The organism is Pseudomonas mercuritolerans (assembly GCF_025706525.1).
Classification (GTDB): domain Bacteria; phylum Pseudomonadota; class Gammaproteobacteria; order Pseudomonadales; family Pseudomonadaceae; genus Aquipseudomonas; species Aquipseudomonas mercuritolerans.
The window spans coordinates 453,647-472,524 of record NZ_JAMSHA010000003.1; the positions used below are offsets into that span (position 1 = coordinate 453,647).

At 60.2% G+C, this 18,878-nt stretch carries 18 protein-coding genes; 8 read left to right on the plus strand and 10 right to left on the minus strand.

Going from position 1 to position 18,878, the window contains the following annotated elements; genetic code table 11:
- The first annotated feature begins 62 nt into the window (after nucleotides 1-62).
- On the plus strand, nucleotides 63-1,187 hold the full coding sequence (locus ND528_RS10560; RefSeq protein ID WP_263470282.1) for a DmpA family aminopeptidase: 1,125 nt from the start codon (nucleotides 63-65) through the stop codon (nucleotides 1,185-1,187).
- A 216-nt stretch (nucleotides 1,188-1,403) separates the two neighbouring features.
- On the opposite strand, the gene ND528_RS10565 is transcribed toward ND528_RS10560, so the two are convergent.
- Nucleotides 1,404-2,036, minus strand: coding sequence for a TetR/AcrR family transcriptional regulator (locus ND528_RS10565; RefSeq protein WP_130912542.1), 633 nt, complete (start codon nucleotides 2,034-2,036; stop codon nucleotides 1,404-1,406).
- Nucleotides 2,037-2,196: 160 nt separating this feature from the next.
- Here ND528_RS10565 and ND528_RS10570 point away from each other — a divergent pair, with 160 nt between their 5' ends.
- Entirely contained in the window at nucleotides 2,197-2,637 is a 441-nt protein-coding gene (locus ND528_RS10570) for a hotdog fold domain-containing protein (RefSeq protein WP_130912541.1), read from the plus strand.
- Nucleotides 2,638-2,696: 59 nt separating this feature from the next.
- Here ND528_RS10570 and ND528_RS10575 read toward each other — a convergent pair whose 3' ends face one another.
- From ND528_RS10575 to ND528_RS10590, 4 genes are all read right to left on the minus strand, one after another.
- Nucleotides 2,697-3,383, minus strand: a complete 687-nt coding sequence (locus ND528_RS10575) for a GNAT family N-acetyltransferase (protein ID WP_130912540.1) — start codon at nucleotides 3,381-3,383, stop codon at nucleotides 2,697-2,699.
- Nucleotides 3,384-3,470: 87 nt separating this feature from the next.
- The gene (locus ND528_RS10580) at nucleotides 3,471-4,028 is read right to left on the minus strand and encodes a YceI family protein (protein ID WP_212616642.1); all 558 of its coding nucleotides are present in this window, start codon (nucleotides 4,026-4,028) and stop codon (nucleotides 3,471-3,473) included.
- Nucleotides 4,029-4,090: 62 nt separating this feature from the next.
- The gene (locus ND528_RS10585; RefSeq protein WP_263470283.1) at nucleotides 4,091-5,116 is read right to left on the minus strand and encodes an acyltransferase family protein; all 1,026 of its coding nucleotides are present in this window, start codon (nucleotides 5,114-5,116) and stop codon (nucleotides 4,091-4,093) included.
- Between the two features lie 88 nt (nucleotides 5,117-5,204).
- Nucleotides 5,205-6,563, minus strand: coding sequence for an MATE family efflux transporter (locus tag ND528_RS10590; protein WP_212616644.1), 1,359 nt, complete (start codon nucleotides 6,561-6,563; stop codon nucleotides 5,205-5,207).
- A gap of 199 nt (nucleotides 6,564-6,762) precedes the next feature.
- On the opposite strand from ND528_RS10590, the gene ND528_RS10595 reads away from it, so the two are divergent.
- Together ND528_RS10595 and ND528_RS10600 are read left to right on the plus strand one after the other, a co-directional pair.
- The gene (locus tag ND528_RS10595) at nucleotides 6,763-7,332 is read left to right on the plus strand and encodes a chorismate mutase (RefSeq protein ID WP_130912851.1); all 570 of its coding nucleotides are present in this window, start codon (nucleotides 6,763-6,765) and stop codon (nucleotides 7,330-7,332) included.
- A gap of 124 nt (nucleotides 7,333-7,456) precedes the next feature.
- On the plus strand, nucleotides 7,457-7,897 hold the full coding sequence (locus tag ND528_RS10600; RefSeq protein WP_263470284.1) for a phage infection protein: 441 nt from the start codon (nucleotides 7,457-7,459) through the stop codon (nucleotides 7,895-7,897).
- A gap of 74 nt (nucleotides 7,898-7,971) precedes the next feature.
- Here ND528_RS10600 and ND528_RS10605 read toward each other — a convergent pair whose 3' ends face one another.
- Nucleotides 7,972-8,307 (minus strand): hypothetical protein, encoded by a 336-nt coding sequence (locus ND528_RS10605; protein WP_101162605.1) that lies wholly within the window; start codon nucleotides 8,305-8,307, stop codon nucleotides 7,972-7,974.
- Nucleotides 8,308-8,484: 177 nt separating this feature from the next.
- On the opposite strand from ND528_RS10605, the gene ND528_RS10610 reads away from it, so the two are divergent.
- Nucleotides 8,485-10,140, plus strand: a complete 1,656-nt coding sequence (locus ND528_RS10610; protein WP_137214811.1) for a sensor domain-containing diguanylate cyclase — start codon at nucleotides 8,485-8,487, stop codon at nucleotides 10,138-10,140.
- Nucleotides 10,141-10,656: 516 nt separating this feature from the next.
- On the opposite strand, the gene ND528_RS10615 is transcribed toward ND528_RS10610, so the two are convergent.
- Both ND528_RS10615 and ND528_RS10620 read right to left on the minus strand, forming a co-directional pair.
- Nucleotides 10,657-11,034 (minus strand): c-type cytochrome, encoded by a 378-nt coding sequence (locus ND528_RS10615; protein WP_263470285.1) that lies wholly within the window; start codon nucleotides 11,032-11,034, stop codon nucleotides 10,657-10,659.
- 40 nt (nucleotides 11,035-11,074) lie between these two features.
- Nucleotides 11,075-12,406, minus strand: coding sequence for an aminotransferase-like domain-containing protein (locus tag ND528_RS10620; RefSeq protein WP_263470286.1), 1,332 nt, complete (start codon nucleotides 12,404-12,406; stop codon nucleotides 11,075-11,077).
- Nucleotides 12,407-12,495: 89 nt separating this feature from the next.
- On the opposite strand from ND528_RS10620, the gene ND528_RS10625 reads away from it, so the two are divergent.
- Complete coding sequence (locus ND528_RS10625) at nucleotides 12,496-13,389, plus strand: DMT family transporter (RefSeq protein WP_263470287.1); 894 nt, start codon at nucleotides 12,496-12,498, stop codon at nucleotides 13,387-13,389.
- A gap of 3 nt (nucleotides 13,390-13,392) precedes the next feature.
- On the opposite strand, the gene ND528_RS10630 is transcribed toward ND528_RS10625, so the two are convergent.
- The gene (locus tag ND528_RS10630; protein WP_263470288.1) at nucleotides 13,393-14,208 is read right to left on the minus strand and encodes an AraC family transcriptional regulator; all 816 of its coding nucleotides are present in this window, start codon (nucleotides 14,206-14,208) and stop codon (nucleotides 13,393-13,395) included.
- Between the two features lie 131 nt (nucleotides 14,209-14,339).
- Between ND528_RS10630 and ND528_RS10635 the strand changes: the two genes are divergently transcribed.
- The gene (locus ND528_RS10635) at nucleotides 14,340-14,858 is read left to right on the plus strand and encodes a carboxymuconolactone decarboxylase family protein (RefSeq protein WP_263470289.1); all 519 of its coding nucleotides are present in this window, start codon (nucleotides 14,340-14,342) and stop codon (nucleotides 14,856-14,858) included.
- Nucleotides 14,859-15,044: 186 nt separating this feature from the next.
- Nucleotides 15,045-17,276, plus strand: coding sequence for a response regulator (locus tag ND528_RS10640; protein ID WP_263470290.1), 2,232 nt, complete (start codon nucleotides 15,045-15,047; stop codon nucleotides 17,274-17,276).
- Here ND528_RS10640 and ND528_RS10645 read toward each other — a convergent pair.
- Nucleotides 17,244-18,689, minus strand: a complete 1,446-nt coding sequence (locus ND528_RS10645) for a SulP family inorganic anion transporter (RefSeq protein WP_263470291.1) — start codon at nucleotides 18,687-18,689, stop codon at nucleotides 17,244-17,246. The two genes, ND528_RS10640 and ND528_RS10645, sit on opposite strands and share 33 nt — an antisense overlap.
- Nucleotides 18,690-18,878 lie beyond the last annotated feature (189 nt).

Sequence of the window (18,878 nt, forward strand, 5' to 3'; positions counted from 1 at the left end):
ATCTGCCTGCCTCATCCGAGCGGTAAGCCGCCCGACCTTTTTGAATGAAGAGACTGAATCTTATGAATCCGCGTGCCCGTGATATCGATATCCTCATTGGCCAGATGCAACCCGGCCCGCTCAACGCCATTACCGATGTGCCGGGTGTGCGCGTCGGTCACAGCAATGTACGTGGTCGCAGCAGCAGCGGCCGTGACATCTGCACCGGCGTCACGCTGATCGAGCCGCGCCCCGGCTCGACCAGCCAGCAACCGTGCTTTGCCGGCGTGCATGTACTCAATGGCAACGGTGATGCGACCGGCCTGGAATGGATTCGCGAGGCCGGTCTGCTGACCAGTCCGATTGCCTTTACCAACACCCACAGCCTCGGTGTGGTGCGGGATGCGCTGATTGTGCTGGACCGAGAGCAGCAGCCGGATGACGGGCGGCTTTACTGGAATATGCCGGTGGTGCTGGAGACCTTCGATGGACTTCTCAATGACATCAACGGCTTTCACGTCAAGCCCGAGCATGTCGCCGAGGCACTGAACGGCGCCGTGGACGGCCCGGTGCGCGAAGGTGCGGTGGGTGGTGGCAGCGGCATGATCTGCCACGAATTCAAAGGTGGCATCGGCACCGCATCGCGCCGTTTGAGTGCTGCCCAGGGAGGCTGGACCGTTGGCGCGATCGTGCAGGCCAACCACGGCATTCGCAGTGAATTACGCGTCGATGGTTACCCGGTCGGGCGCTATATGGAACAGAAGGATTCACCGTTCCTGCGGGCAGCGCTGCCGCACCCGGGCATGGGCTCGATCGTCGTCTGCCTGGCGACTGATGCGCCGCTGCTGCCCCATCAATGCACGCGTCTGGCACAACGTGCCAGCCTGGGCCTGGCGCGTACCGGCGGCGGTAACGAAGACCACAGCGGCGACATCTTCATTGCCTTCGCCACTGGCAATGATCACGTCCCGCCTGCGGCTTACGAGGCTAAACGCGCAGCCACCTGCGACGGTTTGCGCATGGTCAACAACGACCACATCAGCGAGCTGTTCCTGGCCGCGACCGAAGCCGTTGAAGAAGCGATCATCAATGCCCTGCTCGCCAGCGACAGCAGCGAGGGCAACGGCCATTCGGTGCCGGGCCTGGATGCGCAAACGCTTTTGGCGGCACTGGCAAAATCGGGTTGGCCAGGGTCGCGCCCGGCGTGAACCGGCATTGTGCAAGGACGACTGGCGGTACTTGAGTCGTCCGTTGCACGCTCCTAGGATGAAGCTACGCGGTGACTGGATTGATCCGGCGCTGCGTAGGCGTGGGTGTTCTGAACCCCAATCAAGCCCACGCCTTGCTTCACACGCCTCTTGAGCCTCACGGGCTCTACTTCCTCCCCATCAAGAGCTTTGAGGCTCTTTTTTTGTCTGCGTATTTCAGTTCTCGGCGAGACCTTCGGCGCGAATCGAACGCCATGCCGCTTGCGCGAGCACTTCGCGATAGGCACTCGGGCTGCCTTTCACTCGCCCTGCCAGCCAGGCTCGGCAGTAGCTGTCCGCTTGGCCAATGATCAGCGATGGCAGCAGCTCGGCAGGCAAATCCTGAAGTTCGGCGGCGCGACCCGATTGCGTCAGCCATTGGCGCAGACGCAGGTTGCGCGTCTTGTTGCGCTCGGCCAGCTCGTCCTTGAACGGGCCTTTGGTCACGGCGAACCGCGCGTGGTACTGGAAACGCGCCCACTGCGGTTGTTGCTCGACCCAGTCGACATAGCTGAAGACCAGCGCCTGCACGCCTTTTTGAGTGGTATCGGCCGCGTCCAGATACGCATCACGCAAACGCGCCTGATCCTCCAGCGCGGTGAAAAACAGCGCCGCGACCAGCCCTTCCTTGTTGCCGAAATGGTGATAGATCGCGCCGACGCTGGTGTCGCATTCGGCGCGGATCATTTCGATGGTGGTGGCCTCGATCCCCTGTTCGTTGAACAGGCTCAGGGCCTTGTGAAAGATATCGCGTTTGAGTTCGGCGCGGCGGCCGGGGTAGCTGCGTTCCAATAGATCGGCGGTGTCCATGCTGCTCGGGTCCAAAAACGGTGGTTGATAAAGGGCGTCACGTGCCCGTGAACAAATCGCGCCTAGGTTGACAGATTTGCCGTGAACAGAATACCGTTCCGTTACAGAACATTATTCTGTAACGGAACATCATTCTGCAAACTACCCAGCGAGGCTTCCCATGAGTCAATCTCTCAGCATGTTCAACAGCGTCGGCCCGGATGCATTCAGCAAAATGGCCTGCCAGTTCGCCCCGTACTTCAGCAGCATCAATCCGCTGATTTCCGAGTTGCGCCCGAATGCCGCCACCGTGCACGTGCCGTTTCGCAAGGAAATCACCAACCACCTCGGCACGGTGCACGCGATCGCCATGTGCAACGCGGCAGAACTGGCCGGCGGAATGATGACCGACGTGTCGATCCCGGCCGGCGCGCGCTGGATTCCCAAAGGCATGGCCGTGGAATATCTGGCCAAGGCGAAAACCGACGTCACCGCTGTGGCCAGCGCTGAAGGTGTGGATTGGCAAAGCGATGGCGACAAGGTAGTCAACGTCGACATTCACGATACCGAGGGTAAAAAAGTCTTCACCGCGCGTATCACCATGAACGTCAAGCTCGGTTAGCAGGTACAAAAAAGCCCTTGCCGCGGGATACGCAGCAAGGGCTTTTGATTGGCCGACGATCAGTGCAGGGTCAGGCGCTGACGGACAAATTCTTCTACGTGGCGGCTGGCCTGGTCCAGATGGCGGTCGCGTTGTTTTTCCGCATCGAGCATCGCGCGCTTGCCGTTCTTCTGCAGCAGATAGGTGTGAATCTGCTGCACTTCCAGCGAGCGATAGATCGGCGTGGTGTCGATGAACCCGCGCAGGCCGTTGCTGCGGTAATGCCGCGTACTCATCAGCACCTGGGTTTCGCGCTGGCCGATCACTTCAAAACCCAGTGCCTCGAAATACGGTACCTTGCCAATGCTGCAGGCCAGTTCCGCATGCGGGTAGCGCCCGACCATGTCCGCGAGCATCGCCCGCGCCACACCCTGACGCCGATGACCTTCACGCACCGCCATGTACGCGACGCTGCACGCCTCCCAATCGCCCTGCACCGGTAGACAGATGAGAAATCCGATGACTTGCTCCGGGTCTTCTTCGTTTGTGGCCACCAGCAATTCCACCTCGGTGCCCTTCTGCCCGTTCAACGCCTCGAGATACAGATGCACCTCATAACCGACCGCGTACTGATAAACGTTGTACAGCAGATTGCTCGGGCCGAGGCCGACCGCACTGATGTCGGTCAGGTAATCGACGACCATTTGCAGGATCTGGCTGTTGACGCTTTCCGGGCATGGGGAGGTGTAGTGGGTGATGCGTGGCATGGGCAAACTCCGGCGATAAAAAACGTTGCCGATGATCAGAGCCGTCGACGAACCGCGACATCATACCGTGCCGGATCTATTGAACCGTCACTGTTGTGGCGCCACCACCCTGAATTTGATGTTGATGTCCCTCGACACCACGCTGTCAGCCCACTCTCCTGCGCCGAGGCCGAACTCCTCACGGTTGAGCACCAGCTCACCGTCGAAGATGCCGATGGCGTTGTCCGGTTTCAATTCCACCGGCACCTCGACCTCGCGAGTGATGCCCTTGAGCGTGAGCTGACCGGCGACCTGGTAACGATGCTCGGCCACCTGGGTGAAACGCCGGGACTCGAATACCGCGAGCGGGAATTTTTCAGTATCGAACCAAGCGGGTTTCACCAGCTCGGTATTGGCGTCTTCGCTGCCGGCGTCAATGCTGCTCAGGTCGATATGCAAGGTGGTGCGGGCGCTGGCAAGGTTTTCGGTATCTAAATCCAGAGCCGCCTCGAACTTGCCGAAAGTGCCATACATTCGCGAGCCCATCTGCTGGTAGGTGAAGCTGATCTGGCTGGCGCTGGTGTTGACCCGGTTATATTCAGCCGCCTGCGCACCGGCCATGACGCACGATGTAAACGCGGCAACCAGCAGCAATCGCAACGTCATGGAATTCTCCGGGCGGCGTGTGTCGTCGAGGGCCTTGGTTGACTTAAGCAAACAGCAGAGCGTTATGCCAGTTCACGCTCACGCACAGGGGATTCAATCATCTCGGCGCTGCGCGATTGAACCGAACGCTGCTTGGTCCCCCTGCGCAAATGGTGACGCAATTTCAGCGCTGGGCGCTCGACGCAGTAATACGTCACACCACTGCAGGCAAATGACAACGCCAGCACTGCTCCGACAACGTTGGCGTCATACGCGACGGGCCAAAAACCTCGCAATAGATACATCACCACAAAGTGGTTGAGAAACACGCCATAACTGATGTTGCCCAGGAACTCGTCCATCCGATGGAACTTGAGTCTGGTCAACAGGTAGACCAAAGGAATGCCCACGGCGATACCGAGAGTGACTTCGGCATTGAAGGGACGACGCTCGATCCATCCGAGCATGATCGCCACAAACAGCAGTCCCGCCGCAACGGCTGTGCCGGTGACAACGACCATTGCTCTGAGATTGCGTTGGTACAGATAGCAGCCGCACAGGAAGATGAACAACACTCCCGGCAGCAAACGATATCCATAGATATCGGTATTGATAAAGCCAAGGCACGCCAGCAGAAAAATCCCGACCGATACCGCAAAGGCAACACCCTGCGCTTTGAAAATCAGCAGAAACGGGATCAGTAGATAAAAACTCATTTCCAGCCCCAGCGACCAGCCCGGTGGCAGGATCTCGGTCCCGCCGACGCCGAACATGTAATAACCGAGCGGTAACATCAGCAGGCTGGTGGACAAGGTTTTCAATGTCAGCTCGGCCGCTTGGGGTGTACCGGGCAACAGGAGATAAACAACCAAACACGAGGCGACGAAGTAGACCAGAAATTGCGGATACAGCCTTAGCGCCCTATCGACATAGAACAAACCGATCTTCCTCGGCTCGGGGTAGTTTCGCTCGATCAGCGAGGTCATCACGAATCCGCTGATGATCAGGAACGAAATGACGGCGATCACGCCAGGGTTGAGCCCAGCGAAGGTTTTGCCCATATGAGATATAGCAACCAGTACGGCCAACAGCAGTCGATAAGCTCCCACTTCAACCCTCGTAATGTCCTTATTGTTGTGGGCGCATACGCTACGATGCTTTTGTGCGGCAGAACAGTTAAATGTTCATCCGCAGTGCTCAGACCAACCGCTCGATCTTCTGATGCTTCCAGACCAGCTTGTAGTAGAGGGTCTGCAAAATCAGCATTCCCAGGTAGGCAACCGGAAACGCCATCCACACACCCTGCAAACCGAACTGCCCGTCGAGCCAGTAAGCCGCTGGCAACTGGACGCCGACCACACAAATAATCGAGATGACCACCGGCACCAGTACCGTGCCGCTGGCGCGCATGATCCCGCCGATGATGGCCTGGAAGCCGAATACCAACAGGCTCCAGAGCATGATGTGCAGCAGATGCTCGGCCATCGCCCGGGTCGAGTCCTCGGTCAGGAACAGGCCCAGCAACCAGTGCGACAACAGATAACCCAGCACAATCAGGCCACCGGTCAGGCACACATTGATCAACAGCCCGGTGCGCAGGATCGGCCCCATGCGTTGCAGATGCCCGGCGCCGATGGCCTGGGCGCCGAGAATCGACGCGGTGATCGCAATCGACAGCGCAGGGAATTGCACATAGTTGACGATCTGGGTGACTGCGCCATAGGCCGCCGTCGCTTGCGAGCCGTGCTGGTTGACCAGTGCCAGAATCACCAGCTCCGATAACGACAGCACGATCATCTGCACGCCGGTTGGCAGGCCGATGCGCAGGACCTTGCCGAGAATGACCCGGTCCAGTCGCAGCGCGGCAAAGAACTCTCGATCCGGCGCCAGCGGATGGCCCTTGCGAATCAGCCGCCAGGCCAGCCACGCCATCGCCGACAGATTCCCCGCCAGCCCGGCATACGCCGCGCTCTGAATGCCCAATGGCGGCAAACCCAGCCAGCCGCGAATCAACGCCGGCGTCAGCGCCAGCCCCACGGCGGTGGACACGATCAGCGCGAGCAGTGGCGACAGCGTATCGCTGACACCACGCAGCAATTGGGTGAACAGCACGAATACCAGTAGCGATGGCAGAATCCACAACATGACGTGGGCATAGTCCACCGCATCGTCGAGCACATCCATCGGCGTGCCCAGCCCGGTCAGTGCCTGGCGCGCGAACAATGTGCCGAGCACTGCGGCAACCAGACCGATCAACACCCCCAGCAGCAACGTCGCCCCGGCGATCGCCTTGACCATATGCGTTTCGCGCGCGCCCCACGCCTGGCCAATCAACACGCCCGCGCCAGCACCAAGGCCGATGACCAGGGCGATGAAAAAGAATACGACGGGGAACATGCCGGACACTGCCGCCAGCGCTTGAGTGCCGAGCATCTGGCCGATGTAGATGCTGTTGACCGTCCCGGACATCGATTGCAGGAAGTTCGACAGCACCATCGGCGCGAGAAACAGCAGATAGGTTTGCCAGAGCGGTTTGGCGAAGGTGGCGCTTTGCATTGAATGGAGGTCCATCTCGACGGCGGCAGGCCTGATTGACGATAGCTTCGGTGAGTTGCGTGCAGCGTGCAATCAACATTTCCAGACGGTGTTGATTGTCTGTTTTGCATTTGTGTAAATGCCGTGCATCGCTTTGTGTCAGTGTTGCGGCTGTGGTAAATCAGCGACTCTGTCGACACGTACTATTGAGGCTCGGTTCATGCGTAACGTTGCAAATTTTCTGCTTGGCTCCCTCCTCGCTCTGTCGGCCGCCTACGCTCAGGCGGCCGAACCCGCAGCGGCGCCTGCTTCATTGAAACCGCTACTGGCCACTTTGAATGAACGCCTGAGCATCGGTGATCTGGTTGCGTTGACCAAATGGGACAGCGGCAAGCCTATTCAGGACAGCCCGCGCGAGGCGCAGGTCATCGCCAATGCCCGAACTCTGGCCACCGAACACAAACTCGATCCGGACGACGTCGCGCAACTGATCGCCGCACAGATGGAAGCGAACAAACTGGTGCAATACGGTCTGCTCGCGCAATGGCAAGCGGCAGGTGCTGCACCGGACACACCGCGTCCGGATCTGGGCAAACAGATCCGCCCGCGCCTGGATGAACTGCAAAAGCGCTTGTTGCAGCAGTACGCCGCCTTCGCGCCCTATCGCCAGGATCCGAATTGCCCAGCATGGCTGGCCGATGTCCGCAACGGTCTGGCCGCCGATTTGCTGCACGACCTGGCGCTGATTCGTGCCAGCGGCGAGTTGTGCATCCGGGCAAAAGCGCTCTGAATCAACGCTCCTGGCAAACATCATCGGCGTCGATGTTCACCATCACGTCAATGAAGTTCTCATAAAAACTGCGCGGCGTAACATCGGCTCCAGACAAACAAACAACTTTCTGGAGCACACGATCATGAAACGCCAAACCCTTCTCGGCATCGCTTTCTCGGTTTTCGCAGTTAACGCTTTTGCAGTAACGCCTGCTCACACCCTGGTCGCTGAAGGCGGCTCGGACAAGCTGATCGAAAGCCGTCTGGCTGAAGGTGGCTCTGATCGTCTGATCGAACGCCGTCTTGCCGAAGGTGGTTCGGATCGTCTGCTCGAACGCCGTGTTGCCGAAGGTGGTTCGGACCGTCTGCTCGAACGCCGTGTTGCCGAAGGTGGTTCGGATCGTCTGCTCGAACGTCGCGTTGCTGAAGGTGGTTCCGATCGTCTGATCGAACGCCGTGTTGCTGAAGGTGGCTCTGACCGTCTGATCGAACGCCGCGTTGCTGAAGGCGGTTCAGATCGACTGATCGAACGCCGTCTTGCCGAAGGTGGTTCGGATCGTCTGCTCGAACGTCGCGTCGCATGAATCAATCGCTGGTACGCAGCACCCATGAAAAAGCCCGGCCTGATCAGCCGGGCTTTTTTGCATTCAGCCGTCGCTTACTGCGCGGTTTTCAGCTTGACCACATCACCGGAGATAGTGGTGGTGTAGCCGGTCAGGACCCAGGCCCAGAACCAGTTTTCCTGAACTTGCGTGTTGATCATCGCATCGCCGCCCTTGGCTTTGATGGCCGCATCTTGCGCGCGGACGAAGCGGCTGTTCTGGCGGATCGGGATAACACCAAACAGCAGCAGGCCGGTAGCCGAGGCTTCGCTGTGGCCGACCACGGTGTACTGGTTGCTATCGTAATGTGCGGTTTTCATCGGGGCGCCGGTGCAACCTGCCAGAACCACACCGAACAGTGCGGCGGCGACTACTTTGCTGAGGTATTTCACAGTAAAACTCCATGGGGAAACGCCCGGGATCCGTCTCTCGGGCGGCGCGCATTCTAAACAAAATGATAGCTCATTGGCATCAATCTTCTTTGTATTTACTTGAACCCGTTCGCTGGCCCGCCGTCGGCGATGTCGCATACCATGGCGCCACTTCAATAAAGACAGACACCCGCCTCCATGTTCAAAGCCAGTCTGCGTAGCCATCTCACCCTGTGGTTCGGCGGTTTGTCCCTGCTGACGTTATTGAGCGTCGGCTTTTATGTCGGTCACATCGCCACCGAACAAATGAAACAGGCCAGCGGCAACGCGTTGCTGAACACGGCGCGCGCGGCGGCGACGCTATTGGGCGAACAACTGCGCGAACGGCAACTGGAGGTTTACCTGCTCAGTCGCGCGCCGCATCTGGAGCGTGGTGATCTGGACAATCCAGCCATCCTCAAGTCGATGCAGTTGCGCACCCAGGCGCGCGCCGAATATGCGTGGATGGGCGTCACCGACGCCGAGGGCAACGTGCGCCAGGCCGTCAATGATCTGCTGGTCGGTCAATCGGTGCAGAAACGCCCGTGGTTCCAGATCGGCTTGCGCCGGCAATACACCGGCGATCCCCACGAAGCAGTGTTGCTGGCCAAGTTGTTGCCGGGTCTGCCCAATGGCGAGCCGCTGCGCTTCATCGATTTCGCCGCGCCAGTCCACAATGCTGAAGGGCAGGTGATTGGCGTGCTGGGCGCACATGCGCACTGGAGCTGGGTGACGCGCATCGTCGAGTCGGCGGCGTTTTCCCACAAGAACTCGGCGCCGGATATCCAGGCGCTGATCGTCGACCACGACGGCAAGGTGCTCTACCCCGAAGCGCTGATGGGTCAAGAACTGGCAATGACCGATTCGATATTGCCTGGCTGGACGGCGGCCAACGGTTACCTGACCAGCATGGTCACCGTGCCGACGCCATCGGGAACGGCGCTGTCGTGGTCGATCGCCATTCGCCAGCCATTGGAGACTGCGCTGCAACCGGCGCGGATGCTGCAATACGAATTGCTGATCCTCGGCGTATTCGCCGCCATCGTTTTCGGTCTGGTGGCTTATTATCTGGCGCTGTACCTGAGCCGGCCGATCGAACAACTGGCACGCTCGGCCAAACAGGTGCAAAACAACCAGGCCGGCGCACAGTTCCAGCTCCAGCACCCGGTGCTGGAAATCGCCCAGCTCGGCCAGTCCATCGACGCGATGACGCAGTCACTGCTCGGCAAGGAGCGCGAACTGCAAGAAGCCAACGCCTCGCTGGAAGCCACCGTGGCGCAACGCACCGCCGCACTCACCGAGGCCAACGCCGAGCTGCTGAGCCTGGCCACTCACGACGGCCTGACCGGCGTTTACAACCGTCGCCGTTTTGACGAAAAAATCACTGAGTATTCGCTGCTGTCCCGACGCACCGGACGCCCGTTTGCCCTGCTGCTGATCGATGCCGACCACTTCAAACGTATCAATGACAGCCACGGCCACGCGGTCGGTGATGAGGTCCTGCAACAACTGGCGACCTTGATCCAGAACAGCGTACGCAGCACCGATTTCGTCGCCCGCTACGGCGGCGAAGAGTTCGCCGTACTGCTGCCGGAAGTCGCACAACCCGACACTCCGGAAGTCGTCGCCGAAAAGATTCGCACGGCGGTCGCCGAAGCGCAGTTTCCCGGCGTCGGCAACGTCACGGTGAGTATCGGTCTCGGCCTGGCAGATCCGGCAGACAACAACCACACGGCACTCATCAAACGTGCCGATCAGCAGCTGTATCAGGCGAAGGCTGCGGGGCGCAATCAGGTGGCGTTCCATGCCCACTGACACCGGCGTATATCAACCAGAGACAGGCCGGCTCACCGACCCCATCGCTGGCAAGCCAGCTCCCACAGGGATGGGGTAATAGCGGAAATTTGGGCCGGCTGGAGAACCGCTTTCGCGAGCAGGCTCGCTCCCACAGAAAAGCAAAGCAGCGCAGCTGCCCGCGGCGAAGCCGCCCCACTCAACAATGAGCGTTAGCTCGAGTGCTTTTGATCTTGATCCACGGGCGACGTCGGAAGGCTGAGCGGAGGGATTGATCCGGGCGTGGGAGCGCAGCGACCGTCTGGCGCAGCCAGACACAGCGGAAGGAGGTGCAGTGAAGCAAACCGTAGCCGCTGCGCCCGGATCGATCCCGCAGCGAAGGAACCCCGAGCTTACGAGGGGCCGAACGCAGGAGCAAGCCTTTTGGGTTACCTTTTTGGCGTTTGAAAAAGGTGACCCGCCGTAAGGGCGGAACCCTAAGCAGCCGTTACCGCAGCAATGGATATGTACTCAATCAGCCAGGAAACCATCGCCCGACTAGGGCTCAGCACTGAACATCTGCAGATAAGCCAACAAATTATTCAACTTCTCCTCATCACTCAGCCCCCAGAAAATCATCCGCGTCCCCGGCACCACCCCTTTCGGATCCTCCAGATAAGCCTTCAACGTCGCCCGATCCCAGATAATCCCCGAGTTCTTCATCGCATCGGAATAAACATAATTGGCCGAAGTCCCGGCAGCCCGGCCAATGATGCCGTTCAACTGCGGACCAAACCCCGAACGAGCCGACTCGCCAACCTGATGGCAACCGCCGCACAGACGCGGAAAGATTTTCGCCCCGGCCTCAGGGTCGCCCTCAGCCTGTGCACTGGCGCTGAAGATCAAGGCGAGAAACAGTATCGTGGTGAATTTCATTGAACAGTCCAAACCTGACTTTGCATGGCGTGGGCGCAGTTTACAGATAAGCGCCGATGATCGTTCTGACGGTGATCAACGCCTGACGCAACACGTGCATGTCCACCGACCCGAGAGCCAAACGAATCGCATGGGGCGTATGGGCCGACAGCGAAAACGGCTCAGCGCTGGTGACCGAAATCTGCTGCTGCATCAACTCCACCACGATCTGATCGGCACGCACGTCTTCCGGCAACGGCAGCCACAAAAAATACGAAGCCGGATGAGCAATGTAGCGCAGCCCTTTCAGCACCTCGGCGGCCAAGGCCTGTCGAGCCATGGCATCGCTGCGCTTCTGCTCTTCAAGCACGGTGACGGTGCCGTCATCGAGCCAACCACAGGCAATGGCGGTCATCACCCCGGGGGTGTTCCACGTCGTCGCGCGAATGATTCGCTCCAGTGCGGGCACTTGAAGCAGCGGCGCGGCAATGAAGCCGACCCGCAATCCGGTGGCGATGTTTTTCGACAGGCCCGATACGTAAAACGTCCGTTCCGGTGCCAGTTCAATCAACGGGCATGGCGGGTTCTCGACCAGAAACGCGTAGGCCGCATCTTCGATAAGTGTCAGATCATAGCGGCGGGCAATCGCCACCAATCGTTCGCGCTGTTCCAGTGGCATGACCCAGCCCAGCGGATTGTGCAGCGTCGGCATGCTGTATACGGCGCGCACCGCACGCTGGCAACAGAGTCTGTCCAGTGCCGGCAAATCCGGGCCGTGCTCCGTCATCGGGATCGCCAGCACTTCCAGATGCAGCGCGTCGGCCAGCACCTTGAATCCCGAATAGGTCAGCGCATCGGCGGCAATCACATCGCCGGGTTTGAGCAGAGCCATCAGCGTCACCGCCAAACCTTGCTGAGCGCCGTTGACGATCAGCACTTGGTCGGCTTCAACCGCCACGCCGCGTGTCGACAAATGTCGCGCCACCGAGGCGCGTTCGTGGGCACGCCCGGCGTGGGGTTGATAACGCAACAGCGCTTCCAGATCACCGGACAACGCCAGTTGGCGCAACGCCGTGCGCAACAGTTCAGCCTGACCTGGCAAGGAGGGATAGTTGAAATTCAGGTCGATCATGCCGACCGCGACATCTTTCTGATCAATGCCCTGCCCCGGCGCCAGCGACGTTTCCCGGACAAACGTGCCGCGCCCGGCTTCACCACTGACCAGGCCCATCGCTTCAAGCTCGGCATAAACCCGTGAAGCGGTAACCAGTGCCAGTCCTTCCTGGCTCGCCAGCTGCCGATGCGTTGGCAGTCGCGTGCCCGGCGCCAATCGTCCGCCACGAATGTCTGCCGCATAGCGGTCAACCAGGGTCTTGTAACGGGAACGCGGCATGTCGGCTGTATCCATGACAATTTTTTGATTGTGCTGATTCTCGGCCCTAGGATCGCAGCGACACAAGCCACTTCTTGAGTGCCACCGACATGGACACAACATCGACTGCAAACAACCCCTCGCTGGAAAGAACCAGTGGCTGGATCAACGGCTTGATCGGCGTGCTGATCTTCAGCGGTTCGCTGCCGGCCACACGTTTGGCGGTGCTGGAATTCGATCCGGTGTTTCTGACCGTGGTGCGAGCAGCGATCGCCGGCGCACTGGCGGTCGGACTTCTGCTGTTGTTCAAGCAACAGCGACCGTCGCGCCATCAGTGGCTGTCGCTGTTGATCGTGGCGCTGGGCGTGGTGTTGGGTTTTCCGCTGCTGACTGCGTTGGCATTGCAGCACGTAACGTCAGCGCATTCGATTGTGTTTGTAGGATTGCTGCCGCTGGCCACGGCGATATTTGCCGTGTTGCGTGGCGGTGAGCGGCCACGGCCGGTGTTCTGGATCTTCTCGATCCTGGGCAGTGCGCTGGTGGTGGGCTTTGCCCTGTCCCAAGGCTTGAGTGCCTCGCCCACCGGGGATCTGCTGATGCTCGCGGCGATCCTGGCTTGCGGCCTCGGTTACGCCGAAGGCGCGAAACTGTCGCGCAGCCTCGGCGGCTGGCAGGTGATCTGCTGGGCGCTGGTGTTGTCGTTACCGCTGATGACAGTGCTGAGCCTGTGGCTGGCGCCCGCCTCGTTCGCCGACATCAGCTTGCCTGCGTGGATGTGCCTGGGCTACGTGTCGCTGTTCAGCATGCTGATCGGCTTCGTGTTCTGGTATCGCGGTCTGGCACAAGGTGGAATCGCAGCCGTCGGGCAGTTGCAGTTGCTGCAGCCGTTTTTTGGTCTGGCACTGGCGGCGACGTTGCTGCATGAGCAGGTCAGTGTCGGCATGCTCGGCGTCACGCTGGGGGTGATTCTTTGCGTGGCCGGAGCGAAGAAATTCGCCAGGTAATGTTCAGTGTTCGGCTTTCCATTGCCGAGGACTGAGCCCGGTCTTGCGCCGAAACGCCCGGGCCAGCGCCGACGGACTTTCGTATCCAACCTCCTCGGCAATCAATGCAATCGGGCGGCCTTCGCGCAGGCGTTTCTGCGCAAGACTGACGCGCCAGCTCAACAGGTAATCGGCCGGCGTCTGCCCGACCACGCGGCGAAACTGCTCGGCAAAACCGGCGCGGGACTGGTTCGCCGCTGCAGCGAGATCAGCGACACTCCAAGGCTTGTGCGGCTGCTCGTGGATCAGGTTCAAGGCGCGAGACACGCGCGGATCCGCCAGCCCGGCCATCATGCCCGGTTGCTGATCACGACTGCCGATGAGATGGCGCAGCAGCAGAATCACCAGCAATTCAAACAGGCGATCCATCACCGCCACGCGCCCGCAATGCCCTTCAAAAGCTTCGTTGAACAGCCAGTCAAGGGTGCTGCGCAATTCCGGGATATCGGTGAGTTTCAATACCAGATAGTCCGGTAACGCGGCGGCCAGGGCATTGCCTGAGCCACCGTCGAAGCTCAGCGAGGCGCACACCACCTGGCTGGCCATGGCCTCGTCGGCAAACATCCGGTGAGTGAAAGGCCGGGGAAAGAAAATCAGCGACGGTTCTTCCAGGCGAATTTCCCGCTCGTTGCCCGGTTTGAGCAGCAACGCCCCGGCTTGCAGAACATGCACATGGCCGACCGGTTCGCCTTTGTGAACGCTCACGCCGCAAAACGCGCCGCTATGGAAGGTGCCGGCGTTCACACCGAAATGACTGAGTAATGTGGAAAGGCGATCCATGGCTGACTCCGGATGGCATATCTGGACGATCTGTCGCATATCCTCGACGATTTGCCGCCAAAGCGCTATTGGCAGTGCCTAATATCTCTCCATCGCCGCTGCACTTCGCTGCGGAATTTCGGAGAATCACCATGAGCCGCATCCCTGCAATCAGCCTCGACACCGCCACCGATGCCACCCGTCTTGCACTGGAAGGTGTGAAGAAAAAAATCGGCTTCCTGCCCAACGTCTTCACCACCCTCGCCCAAGCGCCGGTTGCATTCGACACTTACCTGCAAGCCTCGGCCATCCTCGGCAAGACTTCATTGAGCGGCAAAGAGAAGGAAGCCATCTACCTCGCCACTTCGCAGGTCAACGGTTGCGACTATTGCCTGTCCGCACACACCGTGTTCGCCGGCAAAGCCGGGCTGTCGGCGCAGGACATCATCGCGGCACGTCATGGCGAACTGAATGCCTACGCCGCCCTCGCCCGCCAACTGACCGAAACCCGTGGCCACTTGAGCGATGAACAGTTGGCCGCCGCTCGCGCTGCCGGTATCGATGACCGCAAGATCATCGAAGTGATTGCCCTGGTCGCCGTGCAGACATTGACCAACTACCTGAACAACACGGCGCTGACCGACATTGACTTCCCGGCCGTCGAGGCCTGAGCAGTCGCTCACGATCCGAGGATAAAACCGGTGGCGAAAAGACGCTCTTTTCGCCACCGCTGTTTTTTGCTGCCATGATGTAGGTCAGAATAATTCGCAGCGCAAACAGTGTCTGGTGCGCTGAAACCAAACAGCCTGTGCGCAGGTCTTTGTTCTCAGACAAATGCCCGGAAAGACACGAACCCCATGACAGACTGGTTGCAAGACAACGGCGAGATGGCCGGGCAGATCCGCCGTCACGACTGGGCAAATTCGCCCCTCGGCCCGTTGGAAAACTGGCCCGATGTACTCAAGACCACTGTCTCGCTCAGTCTCGCCTCGCATTTCCCTCAGGCGATCGTCTGGGGCCCGCAACTCATCACACTCTATAACGACGCCTTCGTACCGATTCTCGGCGACAAGCCGCACGCGTTGGGACGCCCTTTCAGCGACATCTGGAAGGAAGCCTGGCACGAGATCAGCCCGATTGCTGAGGCCGCGTACGCCGGCCAGGCCACTTACATCGAAAACTTCGCTCTGCAGATCGAACGCGGCAAAGGCCCGGAGCAGGCGTTCTTCACTTTTTGCTACAGCCCGATTCGCGACTCCCACGGCAATGTCGTCGGCATGATCGACACCGTCACCGAGACCACCCAGACCGTTTATCTCAACCGACGCCTGGCCGTCCTCGATGCCATCGGCGAAGCGGTGACCAATGCCACGGATGCGCAAGCAATCCTGGCGGCAAGCACGCGGCTGATGGTCGAGCAACTGCGTCTGTCCAATTGCGCCTACGCCGACATGGATGCCGACGAAGATGGTTTCACCATTCGCGGCGACTATGCAGCGCCGGGTTCGCCGAGCATCGTCGGCCACTACCGTTTGCGCGATTTCGGCGAGAAAGCAGTACGTCTTCTGCGCGCGGGTCAACCTTTGGTGATCCACGACAACCGCAGCGAATTGCCGCCGGAAGAATCAGCGACCTTTCAGAGCATAGGCATCACCGCCACCATTTGCGTGCCGCTGATCAAGCAAGGCCGTCTTACCGCGTTAATGGCCATTCACGACAAAGTGCCGCGTGTCTGGTCGAGCTTCGAACAGGCGCTGCTCAGCGAAGTCACCGAACGTTGCTGGGCGCACATCGAACGGGTGCGCGCCGATGCCAACGTGCGCGAGGGCTTGCTTGCATTGGCCGAACTCAATGCCACGCTGGAGCAACGGGTCGAAGAGCGCAGCCTGCGTCTGGCCCAGGCCGAGTCGGCGCTGCGCCAGTCGCAGAAGCTCGAAGCCATCGGCCAATTGACCGGCGGCGTGGCCCACGATTTCAACAATTTGCTGACGATCATTCGCTCGTCGGTGGATTTTCTGCGCCAGCCCAACCTCCCGGAAGAACGCCGCCAGCGCTACATGCGCGCGGTTTCCGATACGGTCGAGCGCGCCTCCAAGCTGACCAGCCAGTTGCTCGCCTTCGCCCGCCGTCAGCCGCTCAATCCGCAGGTAGTCGACGCCGGCGAACGTTTGGCAAACATCGGCGAGATGCTCGAATCGGTCACCGGCGCGCAGATTCACGTGTGCGTCGAGCGCCCGGTTCACCCCTGCTACATCCGCGTCGATCTCAGTCAGTTTGAAACCGCGTTGATCAACATCGCCCTGAACGCCCGCGACGCCATGAATGGTCAGGGTGAGCTGAAATTGCGCCTGGAGTGCCACAAAGCGCTGCCGCCGATTCGCGGCCACGCTGGGTCCAGCAGCCATTTCGTGTCGATTGCCCTGGCCGACACCGGTGCCGGCATCGACGCACACACCCTCGAACACATCTTCGAGCCGTTCTTTACCACCAAGGCTGTCGGCAAAGGCACGGGGCTGGGGCTGTCGCAGGTGTTCGGCTTCGCCAAGCAATCGGGCGGCAACGTCGATGTTTCCAGCGTCCTCGGCCAAGGCACCGAGTTCACCTTGTATTTGCCGCAAGTGCCGGCGGACGAGGCTGAACTCGACGATACCGAGGACGATGGCGAGGTGCAGCCGGCCTGCGAAAGACGTCGGGTGCTGGTGGTCGAGGACAATCTGGAGGTTGGCCGTTTCGCCAACCAGATTCTGCAGGATCTGGGTTATGAAACCGCGTGGGCGACCAACGCCGAAGAAGCCCTGCAACTGGCCGGCGGCGATGCCATGGCGTTCGATGCGGTGTTTTCCGACGTGGTAATGCCGGGCATCACCGGCGTCGCATTGGCCAAGGAGTTGCGCCAGCGCCGTCCCGATCTGCCGGTGATTCTGACCTCTGGCTATAGCGAAGAACTGGCCCGCAGCGGTTACGAAGGTTTCGAATTTCTCGCCAAGCCCTACTCCGCCGAACAGGTCTCGCGAATTCTCGGCAAGACCTGGCTCAAGGATGCAACGCCAGCGATTTCAGTCGTGATCGACGCCGGCGCGCTTGAGTAATTTTTTGCAGCGCTCCGACAGATGAAACACCTGGAGATGCTTGCCAGCCTTGGCGTAGCGCTCACGCAGGGTTTTCAACGCGGCAATCGCCGAGTAATCGACAAAGCTCAGGTGTCGGCAGTCGAGAGTGACTTTGGCCGGATCGTTGGCCGGGTCGAACTGATTGAGAAACGGCGTGGTCGAGGCAAAGAACAGCGTGCCGTGCAGGCGATAGAGCTTGCTGCCGTCGGCCTCCAGATGTTCATCGGCATACAGTTCGCGCGCCTGCTGCCAGGCGAAGTTGAGCGCAGCGATGATGATCCCGCACAGCACGGCCGTGGCCAGATCGGTGAACACGGTGATGGTGGTCACCGCGATGATCACCAGCACATCGTGCAGCGGCACCTTGTTGATCACCCGCAACGACGCCCAGGCGAAAGTCTGCTGCGACACCACGAACATCACCCCGACCAGCGCGGCCAGCGGAATACGCTCGATCAGCGGTGACAGAAACAGAATGAACAACAGAATCAGCACACCGGCAACCACGCCGGACAAGCGCCCGCGCCCGCCGGAGCTGAGGTTGATCACGGTCTGCCCGATCATCGCGCAACCGCCCATGCCACCGAACGCGCCGGACACCATGTTCGCCGCGCCGAGCGCCACGCACTCACGATCCGGGTAGCCACGGGTTTCGGTGATTTCGTCGGTCAGGTTCAGCGTCAGCAGGGTTTCCAGCAGGCCGACCATCGCCATCAGGATCGCGTACGGGGCGATGATGCGCAGGGTTTCCAGGCTCCACGCAATGTCCGGCATGGCGAAAGTCGGCAGACCGCCGGCGATGTGCGCCATGTCGCCGAGGGTGCGGCTCGGCAAACCGAACAGGTAAACCAGCAGGCCGACGCCAAGGATCGCCACCAGGGCCGGCGGCACCGCTTTGGTCAGGCGCGGCAGGATGTAAACGATGGCCATGGTCAGCAGCACCAGCCCGGTCATCAGGTACAGCGGCGTACCGCTGAGCCAGTGCTCGCCGCTTTTGAAATGCTCCAGTTGCGCCAGGGCGATGATGATCGCCAAGCCGTTGACGAAACCGAGCATCACCGGATGCGGCACCATGCGCACCAGTTTGCCCAAGCGCAACAGCCCGAACGCCATCATGATCAGACCACCGAGCAGCACCGTTGCCAGCAGATATTGCACGCCGTGTTGCACCACCAGCGCGACGATCACCACCGCCATCGAACCCGCCGCACCGGAAACCATGCCCGGTCGGCCGCCAAACAACGCTGTCAGCGTGCAAATGATGAACGCGCCGTACAGGCCCATCAGCGGATTGAGATGCGCGACCAGCGCGAAAGCAATGCATTCGGGCAACAGGGCGAACGAGGTGGTGAGTCCGGCGAGGACATCGGCGCGCAGACGAATCGGTTTCATGGCTTACCTGACAGAGCGGCCGTCGAGCACGGCCGCTGTTTTCGCGAAAAAAGAGGGAGGCGAATGTTACGGAATTGTTCGGCCTCGGGCCAGTGAAACACTGACATCGGTTGGCGCGGGCTGGAAATGGAAAACCTGATTGCTCAATGATGGCACTCTGCCCATAATTCGCACCCCCTTATGTTCTGT